The sequence below is a fragment of the Streptomyces catenulae genome (assembly GCF_000718015.1).
Taxonomy (GTDB): domain Bacteria; phylum Actinomycetota; class Actinomycetes; order Streptomycetales; family Streptomycetaceae; genus Streptomyces; species Streptomyces catenulae.
This window is the reverse complement of the sequence record NZ_JODY01000003.1, coordinates 88667-114408: the sequence shown is the minus strand read 5'-3', so window position 1 is coordinate 114408 and position 25742 is coordinate 88667. Positions and strand designations below refer to the sequence as shown.

21 protein-coding genes are annotated in these 25742 nt (G+C 73.8%); 16 read left to right on the top strand and 5 right to left on the bottom strand.

From position 1 onward, the window contains the following. The first annotated feature begins 31 nt into the window (after positions 1-31). From IF23_RS0104645 to IF23_RS0104590, 12 genes are all read left to right on the top strand, one after another. On the top strand, positions 32-715 hold the full coding sequence (locus IF23_RS0104645) for a class F sortase (RefSeq protein ID WP_051739217.1): 684 nt from the start codon (positions 32-34) through the stop codon (positions 713-715). 12 nt (positions 716-727) lie between these two features. Beyond that, entirely contained in the window at positions 728-1342 is a 615-nt protein-coding gene (locus IF23_RS0104640) for a GNAT family N-acetyltransferase (protein WP_051739214.1), read from the top strand. Between the two features lie 473 nt (positions 1343-1815). Then, on the top strand, positions 1816-3513 hold the full coding sequence (locus IF23_RS0104635; RefSeq protein WP_030280052.1) for a nitrite/sulfite reductase: 1698 nt from the start codon (positions 1816-1818) through the stop codon (positions 3511-3513). Beyond that, positions 3510-3713 carry a hypothetical protein gene (locus IF23_RS0104630; RefSeq protein ID WP_030280049.1) on the top strand — a complete coding sequence of 68 codons (204 nt, stop codon included), beginning with the start codon at positions 3510-3512 and terminating at the stop codon, positions 3711-3713. Before IF23_RS0104635 ends, IF23_RS0104630 begins: the two co-directional genes overlap by 4 nt. After that, the gene (locus IF23_RS0104625; protein ID WP_030280047.1) at positions 3710-4402 is read left to right on the top strand and encodes a phosphoadenylyl-sulfate reductase; all 693 of its coding nucleotides are present in this window, start codon (positions 3710-3712) and stop codon (positions 4400-4402) included. The genes IF23_RS0104630 and IF23_RS0104625 overlap by 4 nt, the downstream gene beginning before the upstream one ends. A 47-nt stretch (positions 4403-4449) precedes the next feature. Further along, positions 4450-4983 (top strand): adenylyl-sulfate kinase, encoded by a 534-nt coding sequence (gene cysC / locus IF23_RS0104620; RefSeq protein WP_030280044.1) that lies wholly within the window; start codon positions 4450-4452, stop codon positions 4981-4983. Between the two features lie 77 nt (positions 4984-5060). Further along, positions 5061-6005 carry a sulfate adenylyltransferase subunit CysD gene (gene cysD / locus IF23_RS0104615; RefSeq protein WP_030280037.1) on the top strand — a complete coding sequence of 315 codons (945 nt, stop codon included), beginning with the start codon at positions 5061-5063 and terminating at the stop codon, positions 6003-6005. Positions 6006-6007: 2 nt separating this feature from the next. Then, positions 6008-7333 (top strand): sulfate adenylyltransferase subunit 1, encoded by a 1326-nt coding sequence (locus IF23_RS0104610; protein ID WP_030280035.1) that lies wholly within the window; start codon positions 6008-6010, stop codon positions 7331-7333. A gap of 214 nt (positions 7334-7547) precedes the next feature. After that, a complete protein-coding gene (locus IF23_RS0104605; RefSeq protein WP_030280033.1) occupies positions 7548-8657 on the top strand; it encodes an aliphatic sulfonate ABC transporter substrate-binding protein in 1110 nt (369 codons plus the stop codon). A 31-nt stretch (positions 8658-8688) separates the two neighbouring features. After that, positions 8689-9531 (top strand): ABC transporter ATP-binding protein, encoded by an 843-nt coding sequence (locus IF23_RS0104600; protein WP_030280031.1) that lies wholly within the window; start codon positions 8689-8691, stop codon positions 9529-9531. Next, positions 9518-10513, top strand: a complete 996-nt coding sequence (locus tag IF23_RS0104595) for an ABC transporter permease (protein ID WP_030280030.1) — start codon at positions 9518-9520, stop codon at positions 10511-10513. The genes IF23_RS0104600 and IF23_RS0104595 overlap by 14 nt, the downstream gene beginning before the upstream one ends. A gap of 3 nt (positions 10514-10516) precedes the next feature. Further along, positions 10517-11293: a sirohydrochlorin chelatase gene (locus IF23_RS0104590; RefSeq protein WP_030280029.1), complete on the top strand. Its 777-nt coding sequence runs from the start codon at positions 10517-10519 to the stop codon at positions 11291-11293. Here the strand turns inward: IF23_RS0104590 and IF23_RS0104585 are convergent. Beyond that, positions 11230-12381 (bottom strand): glycosyltransferase family 2 protein, encoded by a 1152-nt coding sequence (locus IF23_RS0104585; protein ID WP_051739213.1) that lies wholly within the window; start codon positions 12379-12381, stop codon positions 11230-11232. The genes IF23_RS0104590 and IF23_RS0104585 overlap by 64 nt on opposite strands. A 266-nt stretch (positions 12382-12647) precedes the next feature. Further along, the gene (locus IF23_RS0104580) at positions 12648-13865 is read right to left on the bottom strand and encodes a S8 family peptidase (protein ID WP_030280027.1); all 1218 of its coding nucleotides are present in this window, start codon (positions 13863-13865) and stop codon (positions 12648-12650) included. A 658-nt stretch (positions 13866-14523) separates the two neighbouring features. On the opposite strand from IF23_RS0104580, the gene IF23_RS0104575 reads away from it, so the two are divergent. Beyond that, positions 14524-15414, top strand: a complete 891-nt coding sequence (locus tag IF23_RS0104575; RefSeq protein ID WP_030280026.1) for an aminoglycoside phosphotransferase family protein — start codon at positions 14524-14526, stop codon at positions 15412-15414. Positions 15415-15438: 24 nt separating this feature from the next. Here the strand turns inward: IF23_RS0104575 and IF23_RS0104570 are convergent, their stop codons facing one another. Further along, positions 15439-16161 carry a 3'-5' exonuclease gene (locus IF23_RS0104570; protein ID WP_030280025.1) on the bottom strand — a complete coding sequence of 241 codons (723 nt, stop codon included), beginning with the start codon at positions 16159-16161 and terminating at the stop codon, positions 15439-15441. 163 nt (positions 16162-16324) lie between these two features. Further along, positions 16325-17572: an SAV2148 family HEPN domain-containing protein gene (locus IF23_RS0104565; protein WP_030280024.1), complete on the bottom strand. Its 1248-nt coding sequence runs from the start codon at positions 17570-17572 to the stop codon at positions 16325-16327. 618 nt (positions 17573-18190) lie between these two features. Between IF23_RS0104565 and glgX the strand changes: the two genes are divergently transcribed. Both glgX and treY read left to right on the top strand, forming a co-directional pair. Next, positions 18191-20344, top strand: coding sequence for a glycogen debranching protein GlgX (glgX, locus tag IF23_RS0104560; protein ID WP_030280023.1), 2154 nt, complete (start codon positions 18191-18193; stop codon positions 20342-20344). Between the two features lie 191 nt (positions 20345-20535). Beyond that, a complete protein-coding gene (gene treY, locus IF23_RS0104555) occupies positions 20536-23121 on the top strand; it encodes a malto-oligosyltrehalose synthase (RefSeq protein WP_030280022.1) in 2586 nt (861 codons plus the stop codon). Between the two features lie 142 nt (positions 23122-23263). Here the strand turns inward: treY and IF23_RS0104550 are convergent, their stop codons facing one another. Further along, complete coding sequence (locus IF23_RS0104550) at positions 23264-23809, bottom strand: FHA domain-containing protein (RefSeq protein WP_030280021.1); 546 nt, start codon at positions 23807-23809, stop codon at positions 23264-23266. A gap of 295 nt (positions 23810-24104) precedes the next feature. On the opposite strand from IF23_RS0104550, the gene IF23_RS0104540 reads away from it, so the two are divergent. After that, positions 24105-25634: a PucR family transcriptional regulator gene (locus tag IF23_RS0104540; protein WP_030280019.1), complete on the top strand. Its 1530-nt coding sequence runs from the start codon at positions 24105-24107 to the stop codon at positions 25632-25634. The last annotated feature ends 108 nt before the right edge of the window (positions 25635-25742 follow it).

The following is a 25742-nucleotide window of genomic DNA, read 5'->3' as shown; positions in this document are numbered from 1 at the left end:
GAGGCGCGCGGTGGGCGGCGGAGGGAGTGCGATGAGCCTGAGGGCGGCGTGGCCGGAGCGGCGCCCGGAGCCGACGGCCCGGCGGCAGCGGCCCTGGGGCGCGCTGGCGCTGCTCGCGCTGACCGGGATCTTCCTCATCCGTACGGGGCTGCCGGACCGGCCGGGCGGCCCGCCCCGGCCCGGCCCCACCCGCGCCGCGCCCGCCGCCCCCGCCCCGGCGGCGCCGCCGTTGCCGCGCTCCGTCCCCGACCGGGTGGTGATCCCGGCGCTCCAGGTGTCCGCCCCGGTGATCGCCCGCGGTCTGGACGCCCACGGGGCGATCGAGGCGCCGCCGTCCGCCGACACCCGCGTCACCGGCTGGTACCGGGACGCCCCGACCCCCGGCGAACGCGGCACCGCCGTCCTCGTCGGGCACGTCGACAGCTACACCGGCCCCGCGGTCTTCTACGGGCTGGGCGGGCTGAAGCGGGGCGCCACGGTCGAGGTGCGCCGCCGCGACGGGCGCCGTGCGGTCTTCGCCGTCTACTCCGTGCGGACCTTCGCCAAGGACCGCTTCCCCGCCGAGCAGGTCTACGGTTCGACGGGCCGCCCCGAGCTGCGGCTGCTGACCTGCGGCGGCAGCTACCACGCGGGCTCCGGGTACGCCGGTAACGTCGTCGTCTTCGCCCGGCTCGTCACTCCCCGGGGCGGGCATCCGGCGGCCGGGGCGCCGTGATTGGCTGCCGCCATGAGCAGCCTCACCGTCACCACCTGGTACCTCGAACAGACCGCGCCGGGCGATCTGGCGCCCGCCGCCGAGCCGCCCGCCGCACAGGGCGTCCGGATCGTCCGGGCCGAGCGCCCGCTGCCGGAGTTCAGCCGGTTCCTCTACTCCGCCGTCGGCGGCGACATCCTGTGGACCGACCGGCTGGGGTGGCCGTACGCGCGGTGGGCGGAGTATCTGTCGCAGCCGGGCGTGGAGACCTGGGTGGCGTACGTGCACGGCACCCCGGCGGGCTTCATCGAACTGGACGGCCGGGCCGACGGCGTCACCGAGATCGCCTACTTCGGCCTGATCCCGGCGTTCCGCGGGCAGGGCGTCGGCGGCCATCTGCTGTCGTCCGGCACCGCACGGGCGTGGGATCTGGGCGAGCGGTACGAGGGGCGACCGCCGACGCGCCGGGTGTGGGTGCACACCTGCAGCAAGGACGGGCGCCATGCGCTGCGCAACTACGAGCGGCGCGGTTTCCGGCTGTACGACACCACCGTCGAGCAGGAGGCCGTGACCGAGACGCCGGGGCCGTGGCCGGGCGCCGGGGACACCGCGCTGCCCGTCTGGGAGGGCGCGCCCCGTCCGGTGTGACGGACCGCCGCGTACCGGGGCGCGCCGCCGTCCGCGTGCCCCGGTGGAACGGCTCCGTAGGGCACGATGACCGCGTGATCAAGACCACATCATCTCGCGATGCGGGACCAAGCTGTCCAGACTCCGGACGATGGTGGACTGCCGCGAGAACGGCGTGCCACGCTGCGGTCATGTCTCGAACAGGAATTGCGTTGGTGAGCCGACTCCACGTCGACCTCGGCCGCCTGTCCAGCGCGATCTGTCCGGCGCGCTGACGCTGCATCGGCCAGGGGTCACCGCCCCGGCAGCACCGCCGGCACCACCGCGCTTCCCCGCACCTGCCGTCCCCGTCGTCGCGGACGCACCGAGACCTCTCCTCCTCCCCTTTTCACGACGCGCCGCCGCGCGCCGCTCCACCGCGTGTCCGCGCAGGTCACCGCGGGTTTTCCCGTGCCCTCCCGCCTCCCTTGAGCCGCCCCGAAGGACGTACCCCCATGGCCGCCACCCCGGAACGCCCCGCAGCTGCCACGACCCGCCGCAAGGCCGGACGCCACCGCGGCGAGGGTCAGTGGGCCGCCGGTCACTTCACCCCGCTCAACGGCAACGAACAGTTCAAGAAGGACGATGACGGTCTCAATGTGCGGACACGCATTGAGACGATCTACGCGCAGCGCGGTTTCGACTCCATCGACCCCAACGACCTGCGCGGACGGATGCGTTGGTGGGGCCTCTACACCCAGCGCCGCCCCGGGATCGACGGCGGAAAGACCGCGGTGCTGGAGCCGGAGGAGCTGGACGACGAGTTCTTCATGCTGCGGGTCCGCATCGACGGCGGGCGGCTGACCACCGACCAGCTGCGGGTCATCGGCGAGATCTCCCAGGAGTTCGCGCGCGGCACCGCCGACATCACCGACCGGCAGAACGTCCAGTTCCACTGGATCCGTATCGAGGACGTCCCGGAGATCTGGCGCCGCCTGGAGGGCGTGGGCCTGTCCACCACCGAGGCGTGCGGCGACACCCCGCGCGCCATCCTCGGCTCGCCGGTCGCCGGGATCGCCGAGGACGAGATCATCGACGGCACGCCGGTCATCGAGGAGATCCACCGCCGGATCGTCGGCAACCCCGCGTTCTCCAACCTCCCGCGGAAGTTCAAGACCGCGGTCTCCGGCTCCCCGCTGCTGGACGTCGCCCACGAGATCAACGACATCTCGCTGGTCGGCGTCGTCCACCCGGAGCTGGGCCCCGGCTTCGACGTCTGGGTCGGCGGCGGGCTCTCCACCAACCCCAAGCTCGGCGTACGGCTCGGCGCCTGGGTCTCCGCCGAGGAGGCGGCCGAGGTCCACGAGGGCGTCATCTCGATCTTCCGCGATCACGGCTACCGCCGGCTGCGCACCCGCGCCCGGCTGAAGTTCCTCGTCGCCGACTGGGGCCCGGAGAAGTTCCGCCAGGTGCTGGAGGACGACTACCTGGGCCGCAAGCTGCACGACGGTCCGGCCCCCGCCGAACCCGCGCAGCGCTGGCGCGACCACGTCGGGGTGCACCGCCAGAAGGACGGCCGGTTCTACGTCGGCTTCGCCCCGCGCGTCGGCCGGGTGGACGGCGCCACCCTCACCAAGATCGCCGAGGTGGCCGTGGCCCACGGCTCAGGCCGGGTGCGGACCACCACCGAGCAGAAGATGCTCGTCCTCGACGTCACCGAGGACCGCGTCGACTCGCTGGTCGCCGGGTTGGAGGCGCTGGACCTGCGGGTGACCCCGTCGCCGTTCCGCCGCGGCACGATGGCCTGCACCGGCATCGAGTTCTGCAAGCTCGCGATCGTCGAGACCAAGGGCCGCGGCGCGTCCCTCATCGACGAACTGGAGCGCCGCCTCCCGGACTTCGACGAGCCGGTCACCATCAACCTCAACGGCTGCCCCAACGCCTGCGCCCGTATCCAGGTCGCGGACATCGGTCTCAAGGGCCAGCTGATGCTGGACGGCGACGGCCGACAGGTCGAGGGCTACCAGGTGCACCTGGGCGGCGCGCTCGGTCTGGAGGCGGGCTTCGGCCGCAAGGTGCGCGGGCTGAAGGTCACCGCCGCCGAACTCCCCGACTACATCGAGCGGGTGCTGACCGCCTTCACCGAGCAGCGCACCGAGGGCGAGCGGTTCGCCCAGTGGGTGGGCCGTGCGGAAGAGGGTGCGCTGAAGTGAGCGAACGCGCCGCGCCGTTCCACTGCCCGTACTGCGGGGACGAGGACCTGCGCCCCTCCGAGACGCCCTCGGAGCGGGGCACCGGTGCCGCGTGGGAGTGCCGCTCCTGCAACCGCGCCTTCCGGCTGAAGTTCCTCGGTCTGCTCGCGCAGGGCCTCGCCCCGTCCCCGTCCGACGGCTCCGCCGGAGGTGCCCCGTGACCACCGCGTCCGAACTCCCGCAACTGGCCGAACGCGCGGGCCGCGAACTGGAGGAGGCCGATCCGCTCGACATCCTCCGGTGGGCGGCCGAGACCTTCGGGCCCCGCTTCTGCGTCACCTCCTCGATGGAGGACGCGGTCGTCGCCCACCTCGCCTCGCGCGTCGCGCCCGGCGTGGACGTCGTCTTCCTCGACACCGGCTACCACTTCCCCGAGACCCTCGGCACCCGCGACGCCGTCGCCGCGGTGCTGGACGTCAACGTCCTCACCCTCACGCCCCGGCGAACGGTGGCCGAGCAGGACGCCGAGCACGCGCCGAAGCTCCACGACCGCGACCCGGACCTGTGCTGCGCCCTGCGGAAGGTCGAACCGCTGGAGCGGGGGCTGGCCGGGTACGACGCCTGGGCCACCGGGCTGCGCCGCGACGAGTCGCCGACCCGCGCCGGTACCCCCGTCGTCGGCTGGGACGCCCGCCGCGGCAAGGTGAAGGTCTCGCCGATCGCCCGCTGGACGCAGGCGGACGTCGACGCGTACGTCACCGAGCACGGCGTGCTCACCAACCCGCTGCTCCAGGACGGCTACGCCTCCGTCGGCTGCGCCCCGTGCACCCGCCGGGTCCTCGCCGGTGAGGACGCGCGGGCCGGGCGCTGGGCCGGGCGCAACAAGACCGAGTGCGGACTGCACGGATGACGAAGACAGCGACTGCCACCGCCGCAGCGGAAGTTGAGGAGATACCCATGACCGGCGCCACCGTGTGGCTGACGGGCCTGCCGAGCGCCGGCAAGACCACCATCGCCCGCGCCCTCGCCGACCGGCTGCGCGCCGAGGGCCGCCGCGTCGAGGTCCTCGACGGCGACGAGATCCGCACCTTCCTCTCCGCCGGACTCGGCTTCAGCCGCGCCGACCGCGACACCAACGTCCAGCGCATCGGCTTCGTCGCCGAACTCCTCGCCCGCAACGGCGTCACCACGCTGGTACCGGTCATCGCCCCGTACGCCGCCTCCCGCGCGGCGGTCCGCGAACGCCACCGGGCCGAGGGCACCCCGTATCTGGAGGTGCACGTCGCCACGCCCGTCGAGGTCTGCTCCGAGCGGGACGTCAAGGGGCTCTACGCCAAGCAGGCGGCCGGTGAGATCTCCGGCCTGACCGGCGTCGACGACCCGTACGAGCAGCCCGAGGCGCCCGATCTGCGGATCGCCTCGCACACCCAGACCGTGCCGGAGTCGGCGGCCGCGCTGCACGGTCTGCTCACCGAACGGGGCCTGGTGTGAGCGCCCCCGAACCCGCCGTGGCGCCGCCGCCCCGGGCCCGGGCACACGGCGAAGGAGAGCCCGACGAAAGGGGCAGCATGACCACGACCACCACCGCTGCCGCCGGGAGCACCGGCGGCACCGGCCCGTACGCGCTGTCACACCTGGACGCCCTGGAGTCGGAGGCGGTCCACATCTTCCGCGAGGTGGCGGGCGAGTTCGAGCGGCCGGTGATCCTCTTCTCCGGCGGCAAGGACTCCATCGTCATGCTGCACCTGGCGCTGAAGGCGTTCGCCCCCGCGCCGGTGCCGTTCGCCCTGCTCCACGTGGACACCGGGCACAACTTCCCCGAGGTCCTCGACTACCGCGACCGGGTCGTCGCCGAGCACCGGCTGCGGCTGCACATCGCCGCCGTCCAGGACTACATCGACCGCGGTGAGCTGCGCGAACGCCCCGACGGGCTGCGCAACCCGCTACAGACCGTGCCGCTGCTCGACGGCATCACCCAGGGCCGCTTCGACGCGGTCTTCGGCGGTGGCCGCCGCGACGAGGAGAAGGCCCGCGCCAAGGAGCGGGTCTTCTCGCTGCGCGACGAGTTCGGCGGCTGGGACCCGCGCCGCCAGCGCCCCGAGCTGTGGCAGCTCTACAACGGCCGCCACTCCCCCGGCGAACACGTCCGCGTCTTCCCGCTGTCCAACTGGACCGAGCTGGACGTGTGGCAGTACATCGGCCGCGAGAAGATCGAACTGCCCGCCATCTACTACGCGCACGAGCGGGAGGTCTTCTCCCGTAACGGCATGTGGCTGTCGCCCGGCGGATGGGGCGGCCTCAAGGACGGCGAGCGTCTGGAGACCCGGACGGTGCGCTACCGCACCGTCGGCGACATGTCCTGCACCGGCGCCGTCGACTCCGACGCCGCCACCATCGAGGCGGTCGTCGCGGAGATCGCCGCCTCCCGCCTCACCGAGCGGGGCGCGACGCGGGCCGACGACAAGATGTCCGAGGCCGCCATGGAGGACCGCAAGCGCGAGGGGTACTTCTAGCCATGAGCACTGTTGTTGAGCACGGAGCGGCCTCGCTGCTGCGGTTCGCCACCGCCGGAAGCGTCGACGACGGCAAGTCCACGCTGGTCGGACGGTTGCTGCACGACTCCAAGTCGGTCCTCGCCGATCAGCTCGAAGCCGTCGAGCGGGCCTCGCTGGGCCGCGGCCAGGAGGCGCCCGACCTGGCGCTGCTGACCGACGGGCTGCGCGCCGAGCGCGAGCAGGGCATCACCATCGACGTCGCCTACCGCTACTTCGCCACCCCCAAGCGACGGTTCATCCTCGCCGACACCCCCGGGCATGTGCAGTACACCCGCAACATGGTCACCGGCGCCTCCACCGCCGAACTGGCCGTGGTGCTCGTCGACGCCCGCAACGGCGTGGTCGAGCAGACCCGTCGGCACGCCGCCGTCGCCGCGCTGCTCCGCGTCCCGCACGTGGTGCTGGCCGTCAACAAGATGGACCTGGTCGACTACGCCGAGCCGGTCTTCGCCACCATCGCCGAGGAGTTCACCGCCTACGCGGCGTCGCTGGGCGTCCCGGAGGTCACCGCCATCCCGATCTCCGCGCTCGCCGGTGACAACGTGGTGGCCCCGTCGGCGCACATGGACTGGTACGGCGGCCCGACCGTCCTGGAGCACCTGGAGACCGTGCCCGTCGACACCGACCCGGCACACGACCCGGTCCGCTTCCCGGTGCAGTACGTCATCCGCCCGCAGACCGCCGAACACCCCGACTACCGCGGCTACGCGGGTCAGATGGCCTCCGGTGTGCTGCGGGTCGGCGACACGGTGAGCGTGCTGCCGTCCGGCCGCGTCTCCACCGTCACCGGCATCGACCTGCTCGGCCGGGCCGTCGAGGCCGCCTGGGCGCCGCAGTCGGTCACCGTCACCCTCGCCGACGACCTCGACATCTCCCGCGGCGACCTGCTCGCCCCCGCGGCGGGCGCACCGGCCGTCACCCAGGACGTCGAGGCGACCGTCTGCCATGTGGCCGACCGTCCGCTCACCGCCGGTCAGCGGGTGCTGCTCAAGCACACCACCCGTACCGTCAAGGCGATCGTCAAGGAGATCCCGTCGCGGCTGACGCTGGACGACCTCTCCCAGCACCCGGCCCCCGGCGAGCTGGCGGCGAACGACATCGGCCGGGTCCGGGTCCGTACCGCCGAACCGCTGGCCCTGGACGCGTACGCCGACTCCCGCCGTACCGGCTCCTTCCTGCTGATCGACCCGTCGGACGGCACCACGCTGACCGCGGGCATGGCGGGCACCGCCTTCGCGGCGCAGGCGGCCGAGGCGGCGGCCGACGACGAGGGCTGGGACTTCTGACCGTGCACCAGGACGTGTTCTCGACCTTCGCGAAGGAGGGCGGCCGCATCGGCAGCGGCGCCCTCGGCAGCGGGCAGGGCGGAGTCGGCCGATGTGTGAGCTGACGACGCACCACTCCGCCTGCCCGCCCACGCCCGTACGAAGACCCGTCGCACCGCCGGGCGCGCCCTAGAGGGGCGCGTACTGCCCCGGCCCTACGAGAGGAACGCCTCCCGTGCCTGCCGTTCGACCCCGCCATCCGGCGGCCGCCGCCCTCGCCCTGCTGCTGCTCGGGGCGGTCAGCGCCTGCGGCTACGGCTCCGAGGCCAGGAAGGACCCGGCGGCCCAGGTCACCGCCGAGGGGCCGAAGACCGACGGCCTGGACACCGTCAAGATCGGCTTCTTCGGGAACGTCACCCACGCCACCCCGCTGATCGGCCTCCAACAGGGGCTGTTCCAGAAGGAGTTGGGTGGCACCGCGGTGAAGTCCTCGGTCTTCAACGCGGGCCCCGCCGAGATCGAGGCGCTCAACTCCGGCGCCATCGACATCGGCTGGATCGGCCCCTCCCCCGCGATCAACGGCTACGCCAAGTCCCACGGCAAGAGCCTGAAGATCATCGGCGGCTCGGCCTCCGGCGGCGTCTCGCTCGTCGTCAACCCCAAGAAGGTCAGGAGCCTCGACGACCTCAAGGGCAAGAAGATCGCCACCCCGCAGCTGGGCAACACCCAGGACGTGGCGCTCCTCAACTACCTGGCGGAGAAGGGCTACCGCGTCGACGCCACCACCGGCAAGGGCGACGTCACCGTCCAGCGCACCGAGAACAAGGTGACGCCGACCGCCTTCCAGCAGGGCGCCATCGACGCCGCCTGGGTGCCCGAGCCGACCGCCGCCAAGCTCGTCAGCGTCGGCGGCAAGACGTTGCTGGACGAGAAGGATCTGTGGAAGGACGGCAAGTTCGTCATCACGAACATGATCGTCTCGCAGAAGTTCCTCGCCGAGCACCCCAAGGCCGTCGAGGCGGTGCTGCGCGCCTCGGTGCGGACCAACGCCTGGATCCGCTCGCACCCCGCCCAGGCGGTCAAGGCGCTCAACGAGAAGCTCGCCGACCCGCAGATCTCCGGCAAGGCGCTGCCCGCCGACATCATCGGCCCGGCCTTCAAGAACACCGATGTCACCGACGACCCGCTGGCCGCCACGCTCCAGCTGGAGGCGGACCACGCCGTCAAGGCAGGTCTGCTCCAGAAGCCCGACCTCAAGGGCATCTACGACCTGCGGCTGCTGAACAAGGTCCTCAAGGCCGAAGGCAAGAAGCCCGTCGACGCCGCCGGTCTCGGCGACGACTGACGCCCGCACCGCACTCCAGGAGGTGACACCGATGACGACCACCACCCTCACCAAGCGGCCGACCACCACGGCGGACGCGGGCCCGGCGGCCTCGTACGCCGCGCGCATCGACCACGTCTCGAAGTCCTTCGGCCGCCCCGGCGCCCGCCAGCATGTGCTCGACGACATCAGCATCGATGTCGCACCCGGCGAATTCGTCTGCCTGCTCGGCGCCTCAGGCTGCGGCAAGTCCACGCTGCTGAACCTGGTGGCCGGGCTCGACGCGCCGACGTCCGGCACCATCGAGACGCCCGGCGGCCGCCCCGCGCTGATGTTCCAGGAACACGCCCTCTTCCCCTGGCTGACCGCCGGACGCAACGTCGAACTGGCGCTGCGGCTGCGCGGGGTGCCGCGCGCGGAGCGCCGTGAGGAGGCCGAACGGCTCCTCGAACTCGTCCGCCTCAAGGGCGCGTACGGCAAGCGCGTCCACGAACTCTCCGGCGGCATGCGCCAGCGTGTCGCGATGGCCCGGGCCCTCGCCCAGGACAGCCGGCTGCTGCTGATGGACGAGCCGTTCGCCGCGCTGGACGCCATCACCCGCGATGTGCTGCACGACGAGCTGACCCGCATCTGGCACACCGCGAACGACACCGCCTCCGGCTCCGGCTCCGGCTCCGGCGGGCTGTCGGTGCTCTTCGTCACCCACAACGTCCGCGAGGCGGTACGGCTCGCCGAGCGCGTCGTGCTGCTCTCCTCCCGACCCGGCCGGGTGGCCCGGGAGTGGCGGGTCGGGATCGCCCAGCCGCGCCGCATCGAGGACGCCGCGGTCGCCGACCTCTCCGTCGAGATCACCGAACAGCTGCGTGGGGAGATCCGCCGCCATGGCCAGCACTGAGACCACCACCGGCCCCGCCGGGAACACCCCCGGCGACACACCGGACGCCACGGACTCCCCGGACGCGCCCACCCCCGCCGACGCCGCGGCGACCGCGCCCGCGGGGGGCGGCACGGACCGGGACGGCGCCGATCTGGCGGGCCTGGAGGCCGGGCTCGACGCCCTGGAGTCCTCCGTGGCCGCCCGGCAACCCTGGCTGCGTACGCTCGCATCGAAGGCGCTCCCTCCGGTCATCGCCGTCGTCATCGTGCTGGTGCTGTGGCAGCTCGCCTACCACTTCGAGGTCAAGCCGCACTACCTGCTGCCGAGCCCCGTCGAGGTGGCCCGCTCCCTCCAGGAGAAGTGGCTGGAGGGCACGCTGCTGGGCTATGTGTGGACCAGCCTGTCCCGCGGTGCGCTCGGCTTCCTCGCCTCGGTGGTGCTCGGCACCGTCCTCGGGCTGGTCGTGGCCCGCGTCAAGGCGGTGCGGGCCGCGATCGGTCCGATCCTCAGCGGGTTGCAGTCGCTGCCGTCGGTGGCGTGGGTCCCGGCCGCGATCATCTGGTTCGGTCTGAGCGACGCCACCATCTACGCGGTGGTGCTGCTCGGCGCCGTCCCGTCGATCGCCAACGGCCTGGTGGCCGGGGTCGACCAGATCTCCCCTCTCTATCTGCGGGCGGGCCGCACCATCGGCGCGACCGGTGTGGCCGGGGTGCGGCACGTCCTGCTCCCGGCCGCGCTGCCCGGCTACATCGCCGGACTCAAGCAGGGCTGGGCGTTCTCCTGGCGCTCCCTGATGGCCGCCGAACTCATCGTCAACGCCCCCGATCTGGGCACCGGCCTCGGCCAGCTCCTGGAGCAGGGCCGGGAGTTCCAGGACATGCCCTGGGTGCTCTCCGCGATCCTGCTGATCCTCGTCGTCGGTATCGGTATCGAGCTGCTGGTCTTCGCGCCGCTCGAACGGCGGGTGCTGCGCAGCCGCGGACTTCTGGTGAAGAGCTGACCCATGGACACCTCACCCACCCTTCTCGTCGTCGCCCACGGCAGCCGCGACCCGCGGCACGCGGCCACCGTCTCCGCGCTCTGCCCACGGGTGCGGGCGCTGCGGCCGGGGCTGCGCGTGGAGGTCGGGTATCTCGACTTCAACGCGCCGTCCGTCCCCCGTGTGCTGGAACGGCTGGCTGCGGAGGGGACGCGGGAGGTGGTGGCGCTGCCGCTGCTGCTCACCCGCGCCTTCCACGCGAAGTCGGACATCCCGGCGGCGCTGCGGGAGGCCACCGCGCGCCTGCCGCGGCTGACCGTCCGCCGGGCCGAGGTCCTCGGCCCCTCCCCCCTGCTGACCGCCGCGTTGGAGCGGCGGCTGGCCGAGGCCGGGCTGCGGCCCGGCGACCGCCGCTCGACCGGGATCGTCCTGGCCGCGGCGGGCTCCAGTGACCCGGAGGCGATCGCAGTGATCGCTGAAACCGCGCGGGAGTGGCGGCGCACCTCTGGTTGGTGTGCCGTGCGACCTGCGTTCGCCTCCGCATCTCTGCCCCGCACGGCCGACGCCGTGCGGGCCCTGCGGGCCGAGGGTGCCGCACGCGTCGCCGTCGCCCCGTACGTCATCGCGCCCGGCTTCCTGCCGGACCGGATCGCCCGCGGCGCCCGGGAGGCACGGGCGGACGTCCTGGCGCCGGTCCTCGGCCCCGCCCCGGAGCTGGCCCGGCTGCTGCTGCGGCGTTACGACGCATCGGCCACCACCCGGGCCGACCGCCGGGAGCGGGCGGCGTTGCTCGCCTCCTGAGCCAGGCGTTTCCGGTCGGCGGGCGCCACCGGGGTGTCGGCCCGCCCCTTCTCGTAGACCGTCAGCCCCTTCGACAGTCCGAGCGGCACCAGGAGCAGTTCGACGACGAGGGCTTTCCAGGCGTAGACGAGGTTGACCGCCTTGGTGGCGTAGACGCAGGGCAGGTCCCGCAGCACGGCGAGGGTGCGCAGTCCGCGGCGCCGGGCGGCGTAGAGGAGGGGTGGCGCGGTCAGGAGCAGATCGGTCCCGGCCCACCAGCCGAGGGTGGCGGGCAGCGGCCGGTCGGTGAGGACCGCCAGCGCGAACGGGGTCGCCCACCACAGCGGGGCGGTGACGATCTCGAAGACGGCGAGCGTCACCCACAGCGCGAGCAGCGGTTTGCGGCGGATCAGCGCGCCGAGGTGGAGCCGGACGTTCTGACAGAAGCCCGCCATCCACCGCCAGACCTGTTTCCGCAGGTAGGTGAGGTCTTCCGGATCGGCGGCGAGGGCCACCGCGTCGGAGACGTAGACCGCCTTGCGCCCGGCGATCTGCTGGCTCCACGTGTAGTCCATGTCCTCCACGATGGTGCGCTCCGGGAAGCCGCCGAAGGCCGTCAGATCCACGCGCCGGAAGACGGAGCAACAACCGGAGCAGACCATGGGGCTGTTGGCGCGCGCCTGGATGGGCCGGTGCCAGTGGAAGCCGAAGAGGTACTCGGTGGAGCGGCCGCGTTCCCAGACGGTGCGGGTGTGGCGGGTGCGTACCGTTCCGGCGGCGACGGTGACGGTCGGGTCGTCGAAGACCGGCAGCACCGTCTCGATGTAGTCGGGCGCGAGGACGGTGTCCGCGTCGACGGCGAGCACCAGGTCGGTGGTGCAGTGCGGCAGCGCGTGGTTCTGCGCCCGGGCCTTGCTGCCGAGGTTCCGCGGCGGGCGCAGGACGGTGGCGCCGTGTGCGGTGGCCACCTCGCCCGTGCGGTCGGTGGAGGCGTCGTCGACGACGAGGACGCGGTCAGGTGGCACCGTCTGCCGCGCCAGTGACTCCAGCGTGGCGGGCAGTCCCTCCTCCTCGTTGTGTGCGGGAACGATGACGGTGATGGTGTGCATGCCGAACTCCCCCTGCGGTGCGAAGTGCTCCGGCCACGAGCGTGAGCAGCCCGATCAGGCCGTAGACGAGTGTGCTGATGCCGATGAACGGCAGTCCTCCGTGCATGCGACCGACGGTAGCGAGGGGAGGCACATCGCGTTTTCCGGAGGCATCCTCCTGTGGATAACTCCGCGTTCCGGCACGGCACTTCGACGCAACGACGCCGGCCGCCGCGCCCCGTGGGGGCGAGCGCGACGGCCGGCGGGTGGTGCTGGGGGAACGTCGGTTACTCGACGACCTTCAGCAGCTTGTTGGGCGTGCCCTCGCTCGGGTTCGAGATCTTGTCCGGCGTGGCGCCGTCCGTGAGGGCCTTGGAGACCTCGTCCGGCTTGGCGTCCGGGTGGGCTCCGAGGTAGACCGCGGCCGCACCCACGACGTGCGGGGTGGCCATGGAGGTACCGGAGATGGTGTTGGTGGCGGTGTCGCCGGTGTTCCAGTCCGAGGTGATGTCGGAGCCGGGGGCGTAGAGGTCGACGACGCTGCCGTAGTTGGAGAAGTCCGACTGCTCGTCCTTGTTGGTGCTGGAGGCGACCGTGATGGCCTCCTTCACCCGCGCCGGGGAGCCCTGGGAGGCGTCGGCCGACTCGTTGCCCGCCGCGACGGCGAAGGTCACGCCGGAGGCGATGGCCTTCTTGACGGCCGCGTCGAGCGCCTCGTCGGCGCCGCCGCCGAGCGACATGTTGGCGACCGAGGGGCCCTTGTGGTTCTTGGTCACCCAGTCGATACCGGCGACGACCTGCTCGGTGGTGCCGGAGCCCTGGTCGTCCAGCACGCGGACGGCGACGATCTTGGCCTTCTTGGCGACACCGTGGTCGGTACCGGCGATGGTGCCCGCGACGTGCGTGCCGTGGCCGTTGCCGTCGTTGGCGTCGTTGTCGCCGTCGACCGCGTCGAAGCCGTAGGAGGCACGGCCGCCGAAGTCCTTGTGCGAGATGCGGACGCCGGTGTCGATGACGTAGGCGGTCGCGCCCTCACCCGCGGAGTCGGGGTAGGTGTACTTCTTGTCGCCCTTGGTGTCCGTCTGGTCGATGCGGTCCAGGCCCCACGACGGCGGGTTGTCCTGGGTGGCGTCGATGTGGAACTTCTTGTTCTGGACGACCTTGTCGACGGCCGGGTCGGCCGCGAGGCGCTTGGCGTCGTCGGCGCTCAGGCCGGTGGCCGAGAAGCCGTTGAGGGCGGCGGTGTAGTTCCGCTTGACCTTGCCGCCGTACTTGGAGGCGAGGTCGTTGTGGGCGGTGGCGGAGACCGAGGCGCTGCCGATCGACTTCTTCATCATGACGATGTAGCTGCCGTTGACGGCACCCTTGGCCTCGGCACCGTAGATCTTGCCTTCGGCGGGCGTCGCACCCGCGGTGACCGCGGTGACGGCGGCGATACCAGTGGCGGCTACGGCGGCGGTGATTGCCGTGACGAGCCGCTTCTTGCTGGAACGCTTGTGAGCCATAGCGAGGGTTTCTCCTCGTTCGTGGTGTGGGGGGAAAGCGTTGCGCAATGGCCCGGTTCGACAGGAAGTCCTGCACCGGGCCGATCGAAACCCTGTCGGATTGACGAGTTCAATTCAAGGCCAGCCGCCCCGTGTGAGATAAACAACAACCCTGCATAAAGACAAAATCGGTCACAAGTGGACCAAAAGAAGCGGGTAGTTGAACATTCGAGTCTCAATGCCGTTTACATTTCGGCAATCTGCGGTTACAGACGGTGGAGTGGCCGCTACCGAGGGCCCGTTGGCGTAGCGGCTCGTACCGCGTGTGAGCTGACGGTCCGGAGGCCGGAGCGACCGTCAGGCATCGTGAGGTCAGGCCGCTGTGCATCGCGCCCGGTTCGGCGGCTGTGCTGTGTGTTGCGCCGCCCGTTCGCGGCGGGTCGCATGTGGGGTCGGTGAGCGGAGCCCCGCACCCCTCGCGCGAGTCCGTCGGTCGGTCCGCCGGTGAGCGTGCTTCCCCCGGCCCGTCGCTGAGCCCGCCACCTGAGCGCGCCTCCGCGCCGACTCCTTCCGGGATCGGCCGCCCCCTCCCCTCCCCGCCCCGCCCCGGGCCTGCCCGCCGGGCCCGGAGCCCGTACCTGCGAAACTGGGCACGTCACGCCCGGCAGGAGGAAACACCATGAACGAACCGCGCCCCGGCGCCTTCACCGAGGCCCGCGCCCGCGCCGCGCTGGCGGCCGCCGGGCAGCCCGACGCCGCGGCCGACGCCCGGCTGCTGTCGCTCGGCGAGAACGCCGTCTTCGCGCTCGGCGGGCGCGGGCCGGTCATCCGGGTCGGCCGCAGCGCCGAACTCCTCGAACGCGCCGAGCGGGAGCTGGCCGTGGCCCGCTGGCTGGCGGAGGCCGGTATCCCCGCCGTCCGCGCCGCCGAGCCGCGGGCGCAGCTGGCCGACGGTCACCCCGTGACGTACTGGGAGCAGCTGCCGGACAGTGTCCGCCCCGCCGAACCCGCCGACCTGGCGGCGCTGCTACGGCTGGTGCACGCGCTGCCGGAGCCGCCGTTCACCCTGCCGCGGCGGGAACTCCTCGGTGGCGTCGAGCGGTGGCTGCGGCTGGCCGGGGACGCCGTCTCGCCGCAGGACGCGGAGTATCTGCGTGGCCGCCGGGACGCCTTCGCGCTCGCCGCGACGGCGCTGGAGCCGCATCTGCCGCGCGGCCCCATCCACGGCGACGCCCTGCTCCGCAACGTCCATGTCGGACCCGACGGTCCGGTCCTGGTCGACCTGGAGACCTTCTCCTCCGATCTGCGCGAGCACGACCTCGTGGTGCTCGCCCTCAGCCGCGACCGCTACGGGCTGGCCGCCGAGGCGTACGACACCTTCGTCTCCGTCTACGGCTGGGACGTACGGGACTGGGAGGGGTGCGCGGTGCTGCGCGGCTCCCGGGAGACCGCCAGCTGCGCCTGGGTCTCCCAGCACGCACCGGGCAACCCGGCGGCGCGTACGGAGTTCGCGCGGCGCATCGCCTCGTTGCGGGAGAAGGACACCACGGTGCGCTGGTATCCGTTCTGACGGCGTGCCGGAGCGGCGGGTGGGTCAGTCGCGGGACGCCTGGTGCGGGATGAGCGGCCAGGCGCCCTCGACATACGCCTCCGGCTTGCCCGAACGCCGCAGATACGCCTGGAAGTCGGCGGCCTGCTCGGCCGCCGCGCCCTCCTGGAGCGTGTGCAGCGCCTCCGGGGACGGCAGGGCGACGGCCGGATACCGCTCGCCTATCCGCCGGGCGACACCGGCCGCGGCGACGGCGTCGGCGCCCGCCTCGTGCGCACCGTCGAGCGGCACGCCGTAGTGGCCGCAGAGGGCCTGGAGGGCGCGCTTGCCCTTGCGGTAGCGGTCGACGTGGCGGTCCAGGACCAGGGGGTCGATGACCGGTGAGGGGGCGCGGCCCAGGCGCTCGGTCAGGGGCCGCACGCCGTGGCGGCGGCACTCCCGGTCCAGGAGCGAGAGGTCGTACCGGGCATTCATCACCACCAGGGGTATCCCCGCGCCCAGGGCCTCGGCCAGTGCCTCGGTGATCTCCTCCACGGCGGTCCTCGCCGGGGCGCCGTGCTCGCGGACGTAGGCGGTGGACATGCCGTGGATCGCGGCGGCCTCCTCGGGCACCGGGACGCCCGGGTCGATCAGCCACGTCTGCCGGACCACGGTCGTGCCGTCGGCGTCCAGGCGGATCAGCGCGGCGGTCACGATGCGGTCCCGCTCGATGTCGGTGCCCGTGGTCTCCAGGTCGAAACCGGCCAACAGGTCCTGATGCCAGCTCATGGCGGGGCCTCCTTCGGTGGTGCGTCCCCCGTTGCTCCGCCACTCTCGCACGCGCCACTGACAACGCGACCGGCACCCATGAACGGAAGGGGACGAAGCGGACAGTGGGTCGCGGGGCGGCCCCGGTCCGGCGTACGCGCGCCCGGACCGGCTCCGTCCCAGGTCAGGACACCGGTCGGGAGTCCGCCCACTCGCTCTCGAACTCCTCGCGGTAGGTCTCGAAGAGCCCGGCCTCGCCCTCCCGGCCCGCGCCGCCCTGGCGGACCACGTCCCGGCCGCCGCCGCGCAGCACCAGCACCGGCGACTCCATGCCGCGGCTGCGGCGCAGATAGCTCTGGACGACAGCCAGCCCGTCGGGCCCGTCGCCGTCGACGAGGTAGGCGGTGAACCGCGGGGTCTCGTCGAAGACCTGGATCTCGAACGCCCCCGGGTCGCGCAGCCGCGCCCGCACCCGCCGCATGTGCAGGATGTTCATCTCGATGGAGCGGCTCATCTCGCCCTTCTTCAGCCCGATCTCGCGCTCCCGGCGGCGGACCGCGCTGCTCGCGGGGTTGAGGAAGAGCAGCCGGATCCGGCAGCCCGACTCGGCGAGGTGGACCAGGCGGCGGCCGGAGTAGTTCTGCACGAGGAGGTTGAGCCCGATGCCGACCGCGTCGAGGCGGCGGGCGCCTCCGAAGAGGTCCTCGGCGGGCAGCTGCCGCTGGAGCCGCACCCGGTCCGCGTGGACGCCGACGACATCGGCGTACCGGTCGCCCACCAGGTCCTCGACGGCGTCGATGGGCAGCCGTCCGGAGGTGCGGGTGCCGCTGCCGGAGCCCAGGAGGTCCAGCAGCCGGGCGGAGGCGCGCTCCGCCTGGGCGAGGACGGTCTCCGACAGGGCGCGGTTGCGGGAGACGATGTTGCGGGCCACCTCCAGCTCGTCGAGGCCCAGCTCGACGTCGCGGCGGTCGTCGAAGTACGGCTCGAAACAGGGCCAGTGCTGGACCATCAGCTCGCGCAGCTGCGGCAGGGTCAGAAAGCTGACGATGTTGTCGTCGGCGGGGTCGAGGAGGTAGCCCTTGCGGCGGCTGACCTCCCGGACGGCCACCGCACGCTGGACCCACTCCTGTCCGGCCGGTCCGGCGGCGGCGATCACCCATTCGTCGCCGTGCACCGGCTCGTAGATGGGGCGCAGCACCGCGGAGACCACGGCGCGCAGCCGCTGCTCGACAAGATTCAGCCAGATGTAGGCGCGACCGGCCCGGCGGGCGCGGGTGCGTACCTCGCTCCACGCCTGGGTGCCCCAGTCGAGTTCCGCGCCGATCTCCAGTGGCCGCGCCAGCGACACCGCGCCGGGCGGCGCGTCGACGGAGCCGCCCTCATGACCCTCGTGACCCTCGTCACCAGGGGGCAACTCCAGCCCGCCGCTCACCTGCCACCGCCTTCCGAACCTCCGTGCCAACGATCAAGGCAGACTACTGCGGCGCGGGGACCGGTGCAGCAGGATGGGGCGACCCGTCCGTCAACTCCCCATGTCAGAGGTGGCCGTTGCGCCCCGAAATGCGGGGGCGACGTGAGCGGATTCATAGCCGTACCGCCACCCGGTGGCCCGGGTGCGGCCCCGGGGCGCTGGCCCGGCGCCACCCGGGAGCCGTCGCCCCGGCGGCGTCGTGGGCCGTGTCCGCCGCAGGTCCAGGCTTTCGGCGCGGCGTCCGGGGCGGTTGGCGCAGGGGCGTGTGGGGGCGCGTGGTGACGCCGGGACGCGCGGGGCTCGAACGCCCGGGCGCCGGGTGATTGGCCGGGCCCTTACTGGTGGACTCCCTCTGGATGAGCTAGCCGCTACCGCATCTGGCGTACGGGAGCTGGTCACCGGCGGCGGACGGTGACGACACGACAGAAAGGCCCCACTAGGCTCGAAAATGCCCGCTTTCCGGGGAAAGTCGGGGGATGTACCAGGTGTGCGGGGTGAGCCGGGGAAGGATCCGAGGCGGTCCGCGGACGTGTGTCGTGGCGTGACCGCAGCCCCCGACGAGAAGGTGGAAGCCGACGCATGCAGGTCTGGCCGGGACAGACGTATCCGCTGGGTGCCACCTACGACGGCGCCGGCACCAACTTCGCGGTCTTCTCCGAAGCCGCCCGGCGCATCGAACTGTGCCTGCTGCACGACGACGGGACGCAGACCGCCGTCGAACTACGGGAGACCGACGCGTTCGTCCGCCACGCCTACCTCCCCGGGGTGATGCCGGGCCAGCGGTACGGCTTCCGGGTGCACGGCCCCTACGACCCGGCGCGCGGCCACCGCTGCAACCCCGCCAAGCTCCTCCTGGACCCCTACGCGCGCGCCCTGAGCGGCCGGATCGACTGGAACGAGGCCGTCTACGGCTACCACCACGGCCGTCCGGAGTCCCGCAACGACCTGGACTCGGCGCCGCACACCATGGCGTCGGTGGTGGTCAACCCGTACTTCGACTGGGGCGACGACCGGCCGCCGCGTACCGCGTACCACGAGACGGTGCTCTACGAGGCGCACGTCAAGGGACTCACGATGCGCCACCCGGACCTCCCCGAGGAGCTGCGCGGCAGCTATGCGGCGCTGGCGCACCCGGCGGTCATCGAGCATCTGACGGGGCTGGGGGTGACCGCGCTGGAGCTGATGCCGGTGCACCAGTCCGTCCACGACCACCGGCTGGCCGACGCCGGGCTCGCCAACTACTGGGGCTACAACACCATCGGGTTCTTCGCCCCGCACAACGCCTACGCGTCCTGGGGCGACCGGGGGCAGCAGGTGCTGGAGTTCAAGTCGGCGGTGCGGGCGCTGCACCGTGCGGGCATCGAGGTGATCCTCGACGTCGTCTACAACCACACCGCCGAGGGCAACCACCTGGGCCCCACGCTCTCCTTCCGGGGGCTGGACAACGCCTCGTACTACCGGCTCGCCGAGGACCGGCGGCACTACACGGACACCACCGGCACCGGGAACTCCCTGCTGATGCGGAGTCCGCACGTCCTCCAGCTGGTGATGGACTCGCTGCGCTACTGGGTGCAGGAGATGCACGTCGACGGGTTCCGGTTCGATCTGGCGGCGACGCTGGCGCGGCAGTTCCACGAGGTGGACCGGTTGTCGTCCTTCTTCGACCTGGTGCACCAGGACCCGGTGGTCAGCCAGGTCAAGCTGATCGCGGAGCCCTGGGACCTCGGGGAGGGCGGCTACCAGGTGGGGAACTTCCCGCCGCTGTGGACGGAGTGGAACGGCAAGTACCGCGACACGGTGCGCGACCTGTGGCGGGGCGAGCCGCGCACGCTGGCGGAGTTCGCCTCCCGGCTGACCGGCTCCTCCGACCTCTACCAGGGCGACGGACGCCGCCCGATCGCCTCGGTGAACTTCGTGACCTGCCACGACGGCTTCACCCTGCACGACCTGGTGGCGTACGACGAGAAGCACAACGAGGCCAACGGCGAGGAGAACCGCGACGGGGAACGCTTCAACCGCTCGTGGAACTGCGGCACCGAGGGGCCGACCGACGACCCCGGCATCCGGGCGCTGCGGGCACGCCAGATGCGGAACTTCGTCGCCACCCTGATGCTCTCCCAGGGGGTGCCGATGCTGTCCCACGGCGACGAGTTCGGCCGCACCCAGGGCGGCAACAACAACGCGTACTGCCAGGACAACGAGGTCTCCTGGGTGCGCTGGCCGACGCCGGAGGACACCGGGGAGCGCGAGCTGGCGGCGTTCGTACGGCGGCTGGTGCGGCTGCGCCGCGAGCACCCGGTGTTCCGGCGGCGGCGCTTCCTCCAGGGGCGGCCGGTCCCGGGGGCCGAGGACGCGCTGTCGGACATCGCGTGGTTCACCTGCGACGGGACGGAGATGGGCCCGGACGACTGGGAGTCCGCACAGGCAAGGTCCCTGATGGTTTTCCTCAACGGCCGGGCGATCTCGGAGCCCGGCCCCCGGGGCGAGCCGATCGCGGACGACTCGTTCCTGCTGCTCTTCCACGCCCACCCCGAGGAGCAGGAGTTCACCGTGCCGCCGCGCCACGGGCGGCGGTGGCGGGTCGTGGTCGACACCGCGCGGCCCCTCGCCGGGGACGGCACGGACGGCGCCGGGGCCGTGGTGAAGGCCGGTGACCGCCTGACGCTGACCGGGCGCAGCCTGGTGGTGCTGCAGCGGCCCACGGAGCCGTACGGGCCGGTGGGGGCCGCGTAGCGCCGGGCCCGGGGACGCGCCGCACGGTGCGGGCCCGGGGACGCGCCGCACGGTGCGGGTCCGGCTCGTGCGGGCCCCGGCCCGGCCCGCTCGCCCGACCGGGCGTGGGTGCCACCCGTTCGGTGCGTCCGGAGAGGGGATCGCGCGCGGGGGCGCGCGGGCGGGCCGGTGCGCCGGGTACGGCTGCTCCCATGACGCACCCGTCCGCTCCCCCGCCGACCGCCACCTACCGGCTGCAGCTCCAGCCGGACTTCCCGTTCGCCGCCGCCGGGCAGGCCGTCCCGTACCTGGCCCGGTTGGGCATCTCGCACCTCCATCTGTCGCCGGTGCTGGAGGCGGTCCCCGGCTCGACGCACGGCTACGACGTGGTCGACCACACGGCCGTCCGCGCCGAACTCGGCGGTGAGCGCGGGCTGCGGGCGCTGGCCGCCACCGCCCGGGCGCACGGCCTCGGGCTGATCGCGGACCTGGTGCCGAACCACATGGCCGTCCCCGCCCCGATGTCCCTCAACGGGCCGCTGTGGCGGGTGCTGCGGGACGGGCCCGCCTCCCCCTGGGCGCGCTGGTTCGACATCGACTGGGAGGCCGGGCACGGCGGACGGGTGCTGCTCCCGGTGCTCGCCGGGCGGCTCGGCGACGAACTGCCGCGGCTGCGCGTCACGGACGGCACGCTGCGCTACGGGCGGCACGCCTTCCCGCTGCGCCCGGGGACCGAGGAGCTGCCGCTGCCCCGCCTGCTGGACGCCCAGTGGTACCGGCTCGCCTGGTGGCGGCTGGCCCGCACCGAGCTGAACTACCGCCGGTTCTTCACCGTCCCCGAGCTGATCGGGGTGCGGGTCGAGGACCCGGAGGTGTTCGAGGCGACGCACGCCACGGTGGTGCGGCTGGTGCGGGACGGCGTCCTCGACGGCCTGCGCGTCGACCACCCGGACGGGCTCGCCGACCCGGCCGCCTACCTGGAGCGGCTGGACACCGCCACGGGCGGCTGCCGCACCGTGGTGGAGAAGATCCTCACCGGCGTGGAGCGGCTGCCCCGCGACTGGACCTGCGCCGGGACCACCGGTTACGACGCGCTGCGCCACCTCGACGCCCTCTTCGTCTGCCCCGAGGGGGCGCGCACACTGCTCGCGCACTACCGCGCCCACGCCGCCCCGCCCCCGGACCGGGGCGGCGACTGGGCGGTGACGGTGCGCCGGGCCGCGTACGAGGTGCTGAACGACGGGCTGGCCGCGGAGGTGGAGCGCCTGGTGCGGGCGGCCGGGCGGATCGCCGCGGCGGACGGCGGGGACCACGCGCCCTGGGCGCTGCGCCGGGCGATCCGGGAGCTGCTGGTGCGGCTGCCGGTCTACCGCCCCTACCCGGCGCGGGCGTCCGGCGCCGCCCGGGACGCGGCCCTGCTGGACGCGGCGGCCCGAGGCGCCCGCGAAGCGTTCCCGGTCGCCGCGGAGGCCCGGTCGGTGGAGCTGATCCGGACGCTGGCCCTGGGCGGCACGGAACGGGCGGACGCGGCCCGGGAGTCGACCGGGACCGGGGGCGCGCCCGGGGAGGCCGAGGGGGCGGGCGACGAGGGGGTGGGCGCCCCCGGTCCCGGGGGCGACGCGCTGCGGGGCGAGGTGGCCGCGTTCGCCGCGCGGTTCGCGCAGACCGCGTCCGCGCTGCACGCCAAGTCCGTGGAGGACACCGCCGGGTACCGCCACCCGGTGCTGCTCTCCGCCTGCGAGGTGGGCGGCGACCCCGGGCGGCCCGCGCTGGACCCCGAGGCGTTCCACGCGTACTGCGCCCACCTCCAGGCCGAGTGGCCGGGGACGTCGACGGTGCTGACCACCCACGACACCAAGCGCAGCGGCGACGTACGGGCCCGGATCGCGGTGCTGTCGGAGTGCCCCGACCGGTGGCGCGACGCCCTGCGCGAGGCGGGCGCCCGGCCCCGGGGCGGACCGGAGGACGGCCCCCCGGGCGAGCCGGGCGCCGCTCCCCGGGGAGAGCCGGACGGCGCCCCCGGGGCGCCGGACCCGGTGGTGGCGTGGCTCGCCTGGCAGAACGCCTTCGGACTGGGCACCCCGCCCACTGGGGAGCCTCCGGTGGCCGAGCGGCTGACGGCGGCGGTGCTCAAGTCCGTACGGGAGGCGGGGCTGCGCACCTCGTGGAGCGCCCCGGACACCGGCTACGAGGACGCCGTCGCACGGTTCGTACGCTCGGGACCGGGCGGGCCGGGCGCCGCGGTGGTGCGGAAACTGGCGGACGAACTGGCGCCGTTCCTCCGCGCCAATGTGCTCGGCACGGCCCTGCTGCATCTGACGATGCCCGGCGTCCCGGACCTCTACCAGGACAGCGAGCGGGAGTACACCGCCCTGGTGGACCCGGACAACCGCCGCCCGGCCCGGCCGCTGCCCGCACTGCTCGCCCGGCTGGACGACGGCGGCGCCCCGTCCGACCTGTCCGCCGAGAAGCTGGCGCTGACCGCCGCGGCGCTGCGGCTGCGCCGCGACCGCCCGCAGGCGTTCGGCGCGGACGGCTCCTACCTGCCGCTGTACGCCACCGGGCCCGCGGCGGCGCACTGTGTCGCCTTCTGCCGCGGCGGGGCGGCGGTCTCCGTCGCGACCCGGCTGTCGCTGCGCCTGGCGCGCTCCGGTGGCTGGCGGGGCACCACGCTGCGGCTGCCGGACGCGGGGCGCTGGCGGGAGGCGCTGACCGGCCGGGTCCGGGAAGGCGGTGCGGCGGTGGACCTCGACGAGCTGCTGGACGGGGCGCCGGTGGCGCTGCTGACGGCGGAGTGAGCCGACGGCGCACGGCCCTTGCCCGCACGCCCCCGGGCGGCGGCCCGCCGAGCCGTCCGCCCGGGGGCGCGCGGCGGACGGCCCCGCGCCCCACGTCGTGCGCCCGCACCGTGCGTCGCCCGGCCCTCCCCGGGCGCGGCGGTCAGCGCTCCGTCAGGACGTAGTCCATGTTCCCGAAGCTGATGTGGTCGCCGGGGCCCACCGGGACCTCGCCGACCACCCGGAGACCGTTGACGCAGGTGCCGTTGGTCGAGCCGAGGTCGCGCAGCATCCAGCCGTTGCCCTCGCTGCGGAGTTCGGCGTGGTTGCGGGAGACCGTCTCGTGGTTGAGCCGCAGCCCGGCGCCGGGCGCCCGCCCTATGCTCAGCGGGATCGGCCCGGGCACCGGCAGCATCAGCTTCGGCAGCCGCTCCGTGCGCCAGGCGCGACGGATCCGCAGATGGAACGCCGACACCCGGCCCACCACCCGCAACAGCGCGCCCTGAACCTTGCCGCGGCTCTCCAGATCGGCGGTGGCCAGGGAGAGTTCGGAGTGCTGCTGCGCGGTGAGAACCAGCTCCAGCCGACGCAGAAAGGTGTCCTGCGACAGCCGTCCCTCCGCGGCGCCCTCGCGCAGCAGATGCAGCGCACGTTCCCGGTCCGCGTCCGACGGGCGCGCCGGTCGGGCGGGGAAGTCGAGCGAAGTCATGGGCTGATTCTCCGGGGCGGGTGACGTGCTGTCCAGGCGAGGTACCCGTTCCGGCCGCCCCGCGCCGCGGTCCTGACGTCGCACCAGGTCGGCGCTGCGGCGGCGGGCGTACGGGGTTGCCGGGCTCGCCCCGGTACGGCCCCCGGCGGGCAGCCCGGGGCAAGCCGGTACCCGCGTACCCGCCGGGCCCGACGGCGCACGGCACGACCGGCGCGCCGGGGGCGCGGCCCGGCGGACGGCGGCGCGCGCGGACTCCCGCGCGCCCCCGGCGTCGGCGGTGACGGAAACTGTCCCCATGCCCCTGCGTATCGCCGACCTGCTGGCCCGGACGGACCTCGCGCTGTCCACCGGTTACGACGTCCCGCCGCCGCTGCGGGAGCGCGTCGTCGAGGCCGCGACAGTCTCCGACCTGCTGCGACCCGGAAAGTGGCTACAGGGCGGCGAGTTGCTGATGACCATCGGACTGCTGCTGCCGGACGACCCGGAGGGCTGCCGGGCGTACGTCCGGGACGTCGCCGGGGGCGGCGCCGCCTGTCTGGCGCTCGGCCTCGGGAACGACCTGCCGTACCAGGAGGCGCCCCGGCCGCTGGCCGACGCCGCGCGGGAGGCCGGGCTGCCGCTGCTGACCGTCCCGGACGAGGTGCCGTTCATCGCCGTCACCAAGGCGGTCTTCGCGGCCCGGGCCGAGGAGCGGCGGGCGGCGCTGCACCGGTCGTTCGCCACCCAGCGGCGGCTGACCGCCGCGGCGGTCGGCGGCGGGCTGCCGACCGTGCTGCGGGAGTGGACCGCCGCCACCGGGGTGGGCGCCACCGTCCTCGACCCGTTGGGCCGCCCCCTGGCGACCGGCGCGGACCCCGGGGACGGCGTACCGCTCCCGGAGGCGGCCCGCGACCTCGTCGACCGGGTCGCCGCCCAGGGGCTGCGCACCAGCGCCACCAGCACCGCCGACGGCCACCATCTGGAGGTGCAGCCGCTCGGCGCCCGGCGGCTGCGCGGGCTGCTGCTGCTCACCGGCCGCCCGGACGGCGCCGCCCGCGCCGTCGTCCCCGGCCTCGTCTCGCTGCTCTCCCTGGAGCTGGAGCGCCGCCATCTGCGGGACGAACCGGAGCGCCGCCGCCGCTCGGCGCTGCTGTCCGAACTCCTCGCCGACGACGGGCCGACCGCCGAACGCGCCGCTGACCTGCTGGTTTCGGCGGGTCTGACGACCGGGCGGGTGCGGGGCGTCGCGGTCGGGGCGCCCGGCGGGCCGGACGGCGCGGCGCGGGCGGCGGCCGCCCAGGACCTCGCCGCCGATCTGGCGCTGGCCCTGCCCGGCGGTCTGGTGCGGGTCCGCGGCGGGGTGGTCGAGGCGGTCGCCGCGGAGGAGTGCGACGTCCGCGAGGTGCTGGGACGGTTCGCGGCGGGCCGTCCGGCGGGGATCGGACCGGCCACCGCGCCCGTCTCCGCCCGGGTGTCGCTGCGTCAGGCCACCGGGCTGCTCGGCGTCAGCCGGGCCACCGGCGAACCGGCCGAGGCCCGCGGCTCCGGCACCAGCCGCCTGCTGCTGGGCCTGGGTGACCGGCCGACGCTGCTCGGCTACGCCGACACCGTGCTGGGCCCGCTCGACCTCGACGACCACGGCGCGGAGCTGGTGGCGACGCTCACCGCGTGGCTGGAGACCGGCGGCGCCTGGGACGCCACCAGCCGCCGCCTCGGCATCCACCGGCACACCGTCCGCAACCGCCTCGACAAGGCCATGGCCCTCACCGGACGCCACCTCGACGACCCGGACGACCGCTTCGACCTCTGGCTCGCCACCCGTATCCGCCGGGGCACCGCCCCGTGACACCCCGGCGCCGCCCCGGGAACGTAAAAGGAATCCGTCCCGCCCCAGGACGCCCGGACCGGCCCCAGAACACCGCCCGACCGGCCCCGGGAGCGCTCCGCCGGTCCG

Coding starts and splice junctions, on each gene's coding strand:
- IF23_RS0104645 (WP_051739217.1), top strand. CDS start 32: ATGAGCCTGAGGGCGGCGTGGCCGGAGCGGCGCCCGGAGCCGACGGCC.
- IF23_RS0104640 (WP_051739214.1), top strand. CDS start 728: ATGAGCAGCCTCACCGTCACCACCTGGTACCTCGAACAGACCGCGCCG.
- IF23_RS0104635 (WP_030280052.1), top strand. CDS start 1,816: ATGGCCGCCACCCCGGAACGCCCCGCAGCTGCCACGACCCGCCGCAAG.
- cysC (WP_030280044.1), top strand. CDS start 4,450: ATGACCGGCGCCACCGTGTGGCTGACGGGCCTGCCGAGCGCCGGCAAG.
- cysD (WP_030280037.1), top strand. CDS start 5,061: ATGACCACGACCACCACCGCTGCCGCCGGGAGCACCGGCGGCACCGGC.
- IF23_RS0104610 (WP_030280035.1), top strand. CDS start 6,008: ATGAGCACTGTTGTTGAGCACGGAGCGGCCTCGCTGCTGCGGTTCGCC.
- IF23_RS0104600 (WP_030280031.1), top strand. CDS start 8,689: ATGACGACCACCACCCTCACCAAGCGGCCGACCACCACGGCGGACGCG.
- IF23_RS0104595 (WP_030280030.1), top strand. CDS start 9,518: ATGGCCAGCACTGAGACCACCACCGGCCCCGCCGGGAACACCCCCGGC.
- IF23_RS0104590 (WP_030280029.1), top strand. CDS start 10,517: ATGGACACCTCACCCACCCTTCTCGTCGTCGCCCACGGCAGCCGCGAC.
- IF23_RS0104585 (WP_051739213.1), bottom strand. CDS start 12,381: ATGCACACCATCACCGTCATCGTTCCCGCACACAACGAGGAGGAGGGA.
- IF23_RS0104580 (WP_030280027.1), bottom strand. CDS start 13,865: ATGGCTCACAAGCGTTCCAGCAAGAAGCGGCTCGTCACGGCAATCACC.
- IF23_RS0104575 (WP_030280026.1), top strand. CDS start 14,524: ATGAACGAACCGCGCCCCGGCGCCTTCACCGAGGCCCGCGCCCGCGCC.
- IF23_RS0104570 (WP_030280025.1), bottom strand. CDS start 16,161: ATGAGCTGGCATCAGGACCTGTTGGCCGGTTTCGACCTGGAGACCACG.
- glgX (WP_030280023.1), top strand. CDS start 18,191: ATGCAGGTCTGGCCGGGACAGACGTATCCGCTGGGTGCCACCTACGAC.
- treY (WP_030280022.1), top strand. CDS start 20,536: ATGACGCACCCGTCCGCTCCCCCGCCGACCGCCACCTACCGGCTGCAG.
- IF23_RS0104550 (WP_030280021.1), bottom strand. CDS start 23,809: ATGACTTCGCTCGACTTCCCCGCCCGACCGGCGCGCCCGTCGGACGCG.
- IF23_RS0104540 (WP_030280019.1), top strand. CDS start 24,105: ATGCCCCTGCGTATCGCCGACCTGCTGGCCCGGACGGACCTCGCGCTG.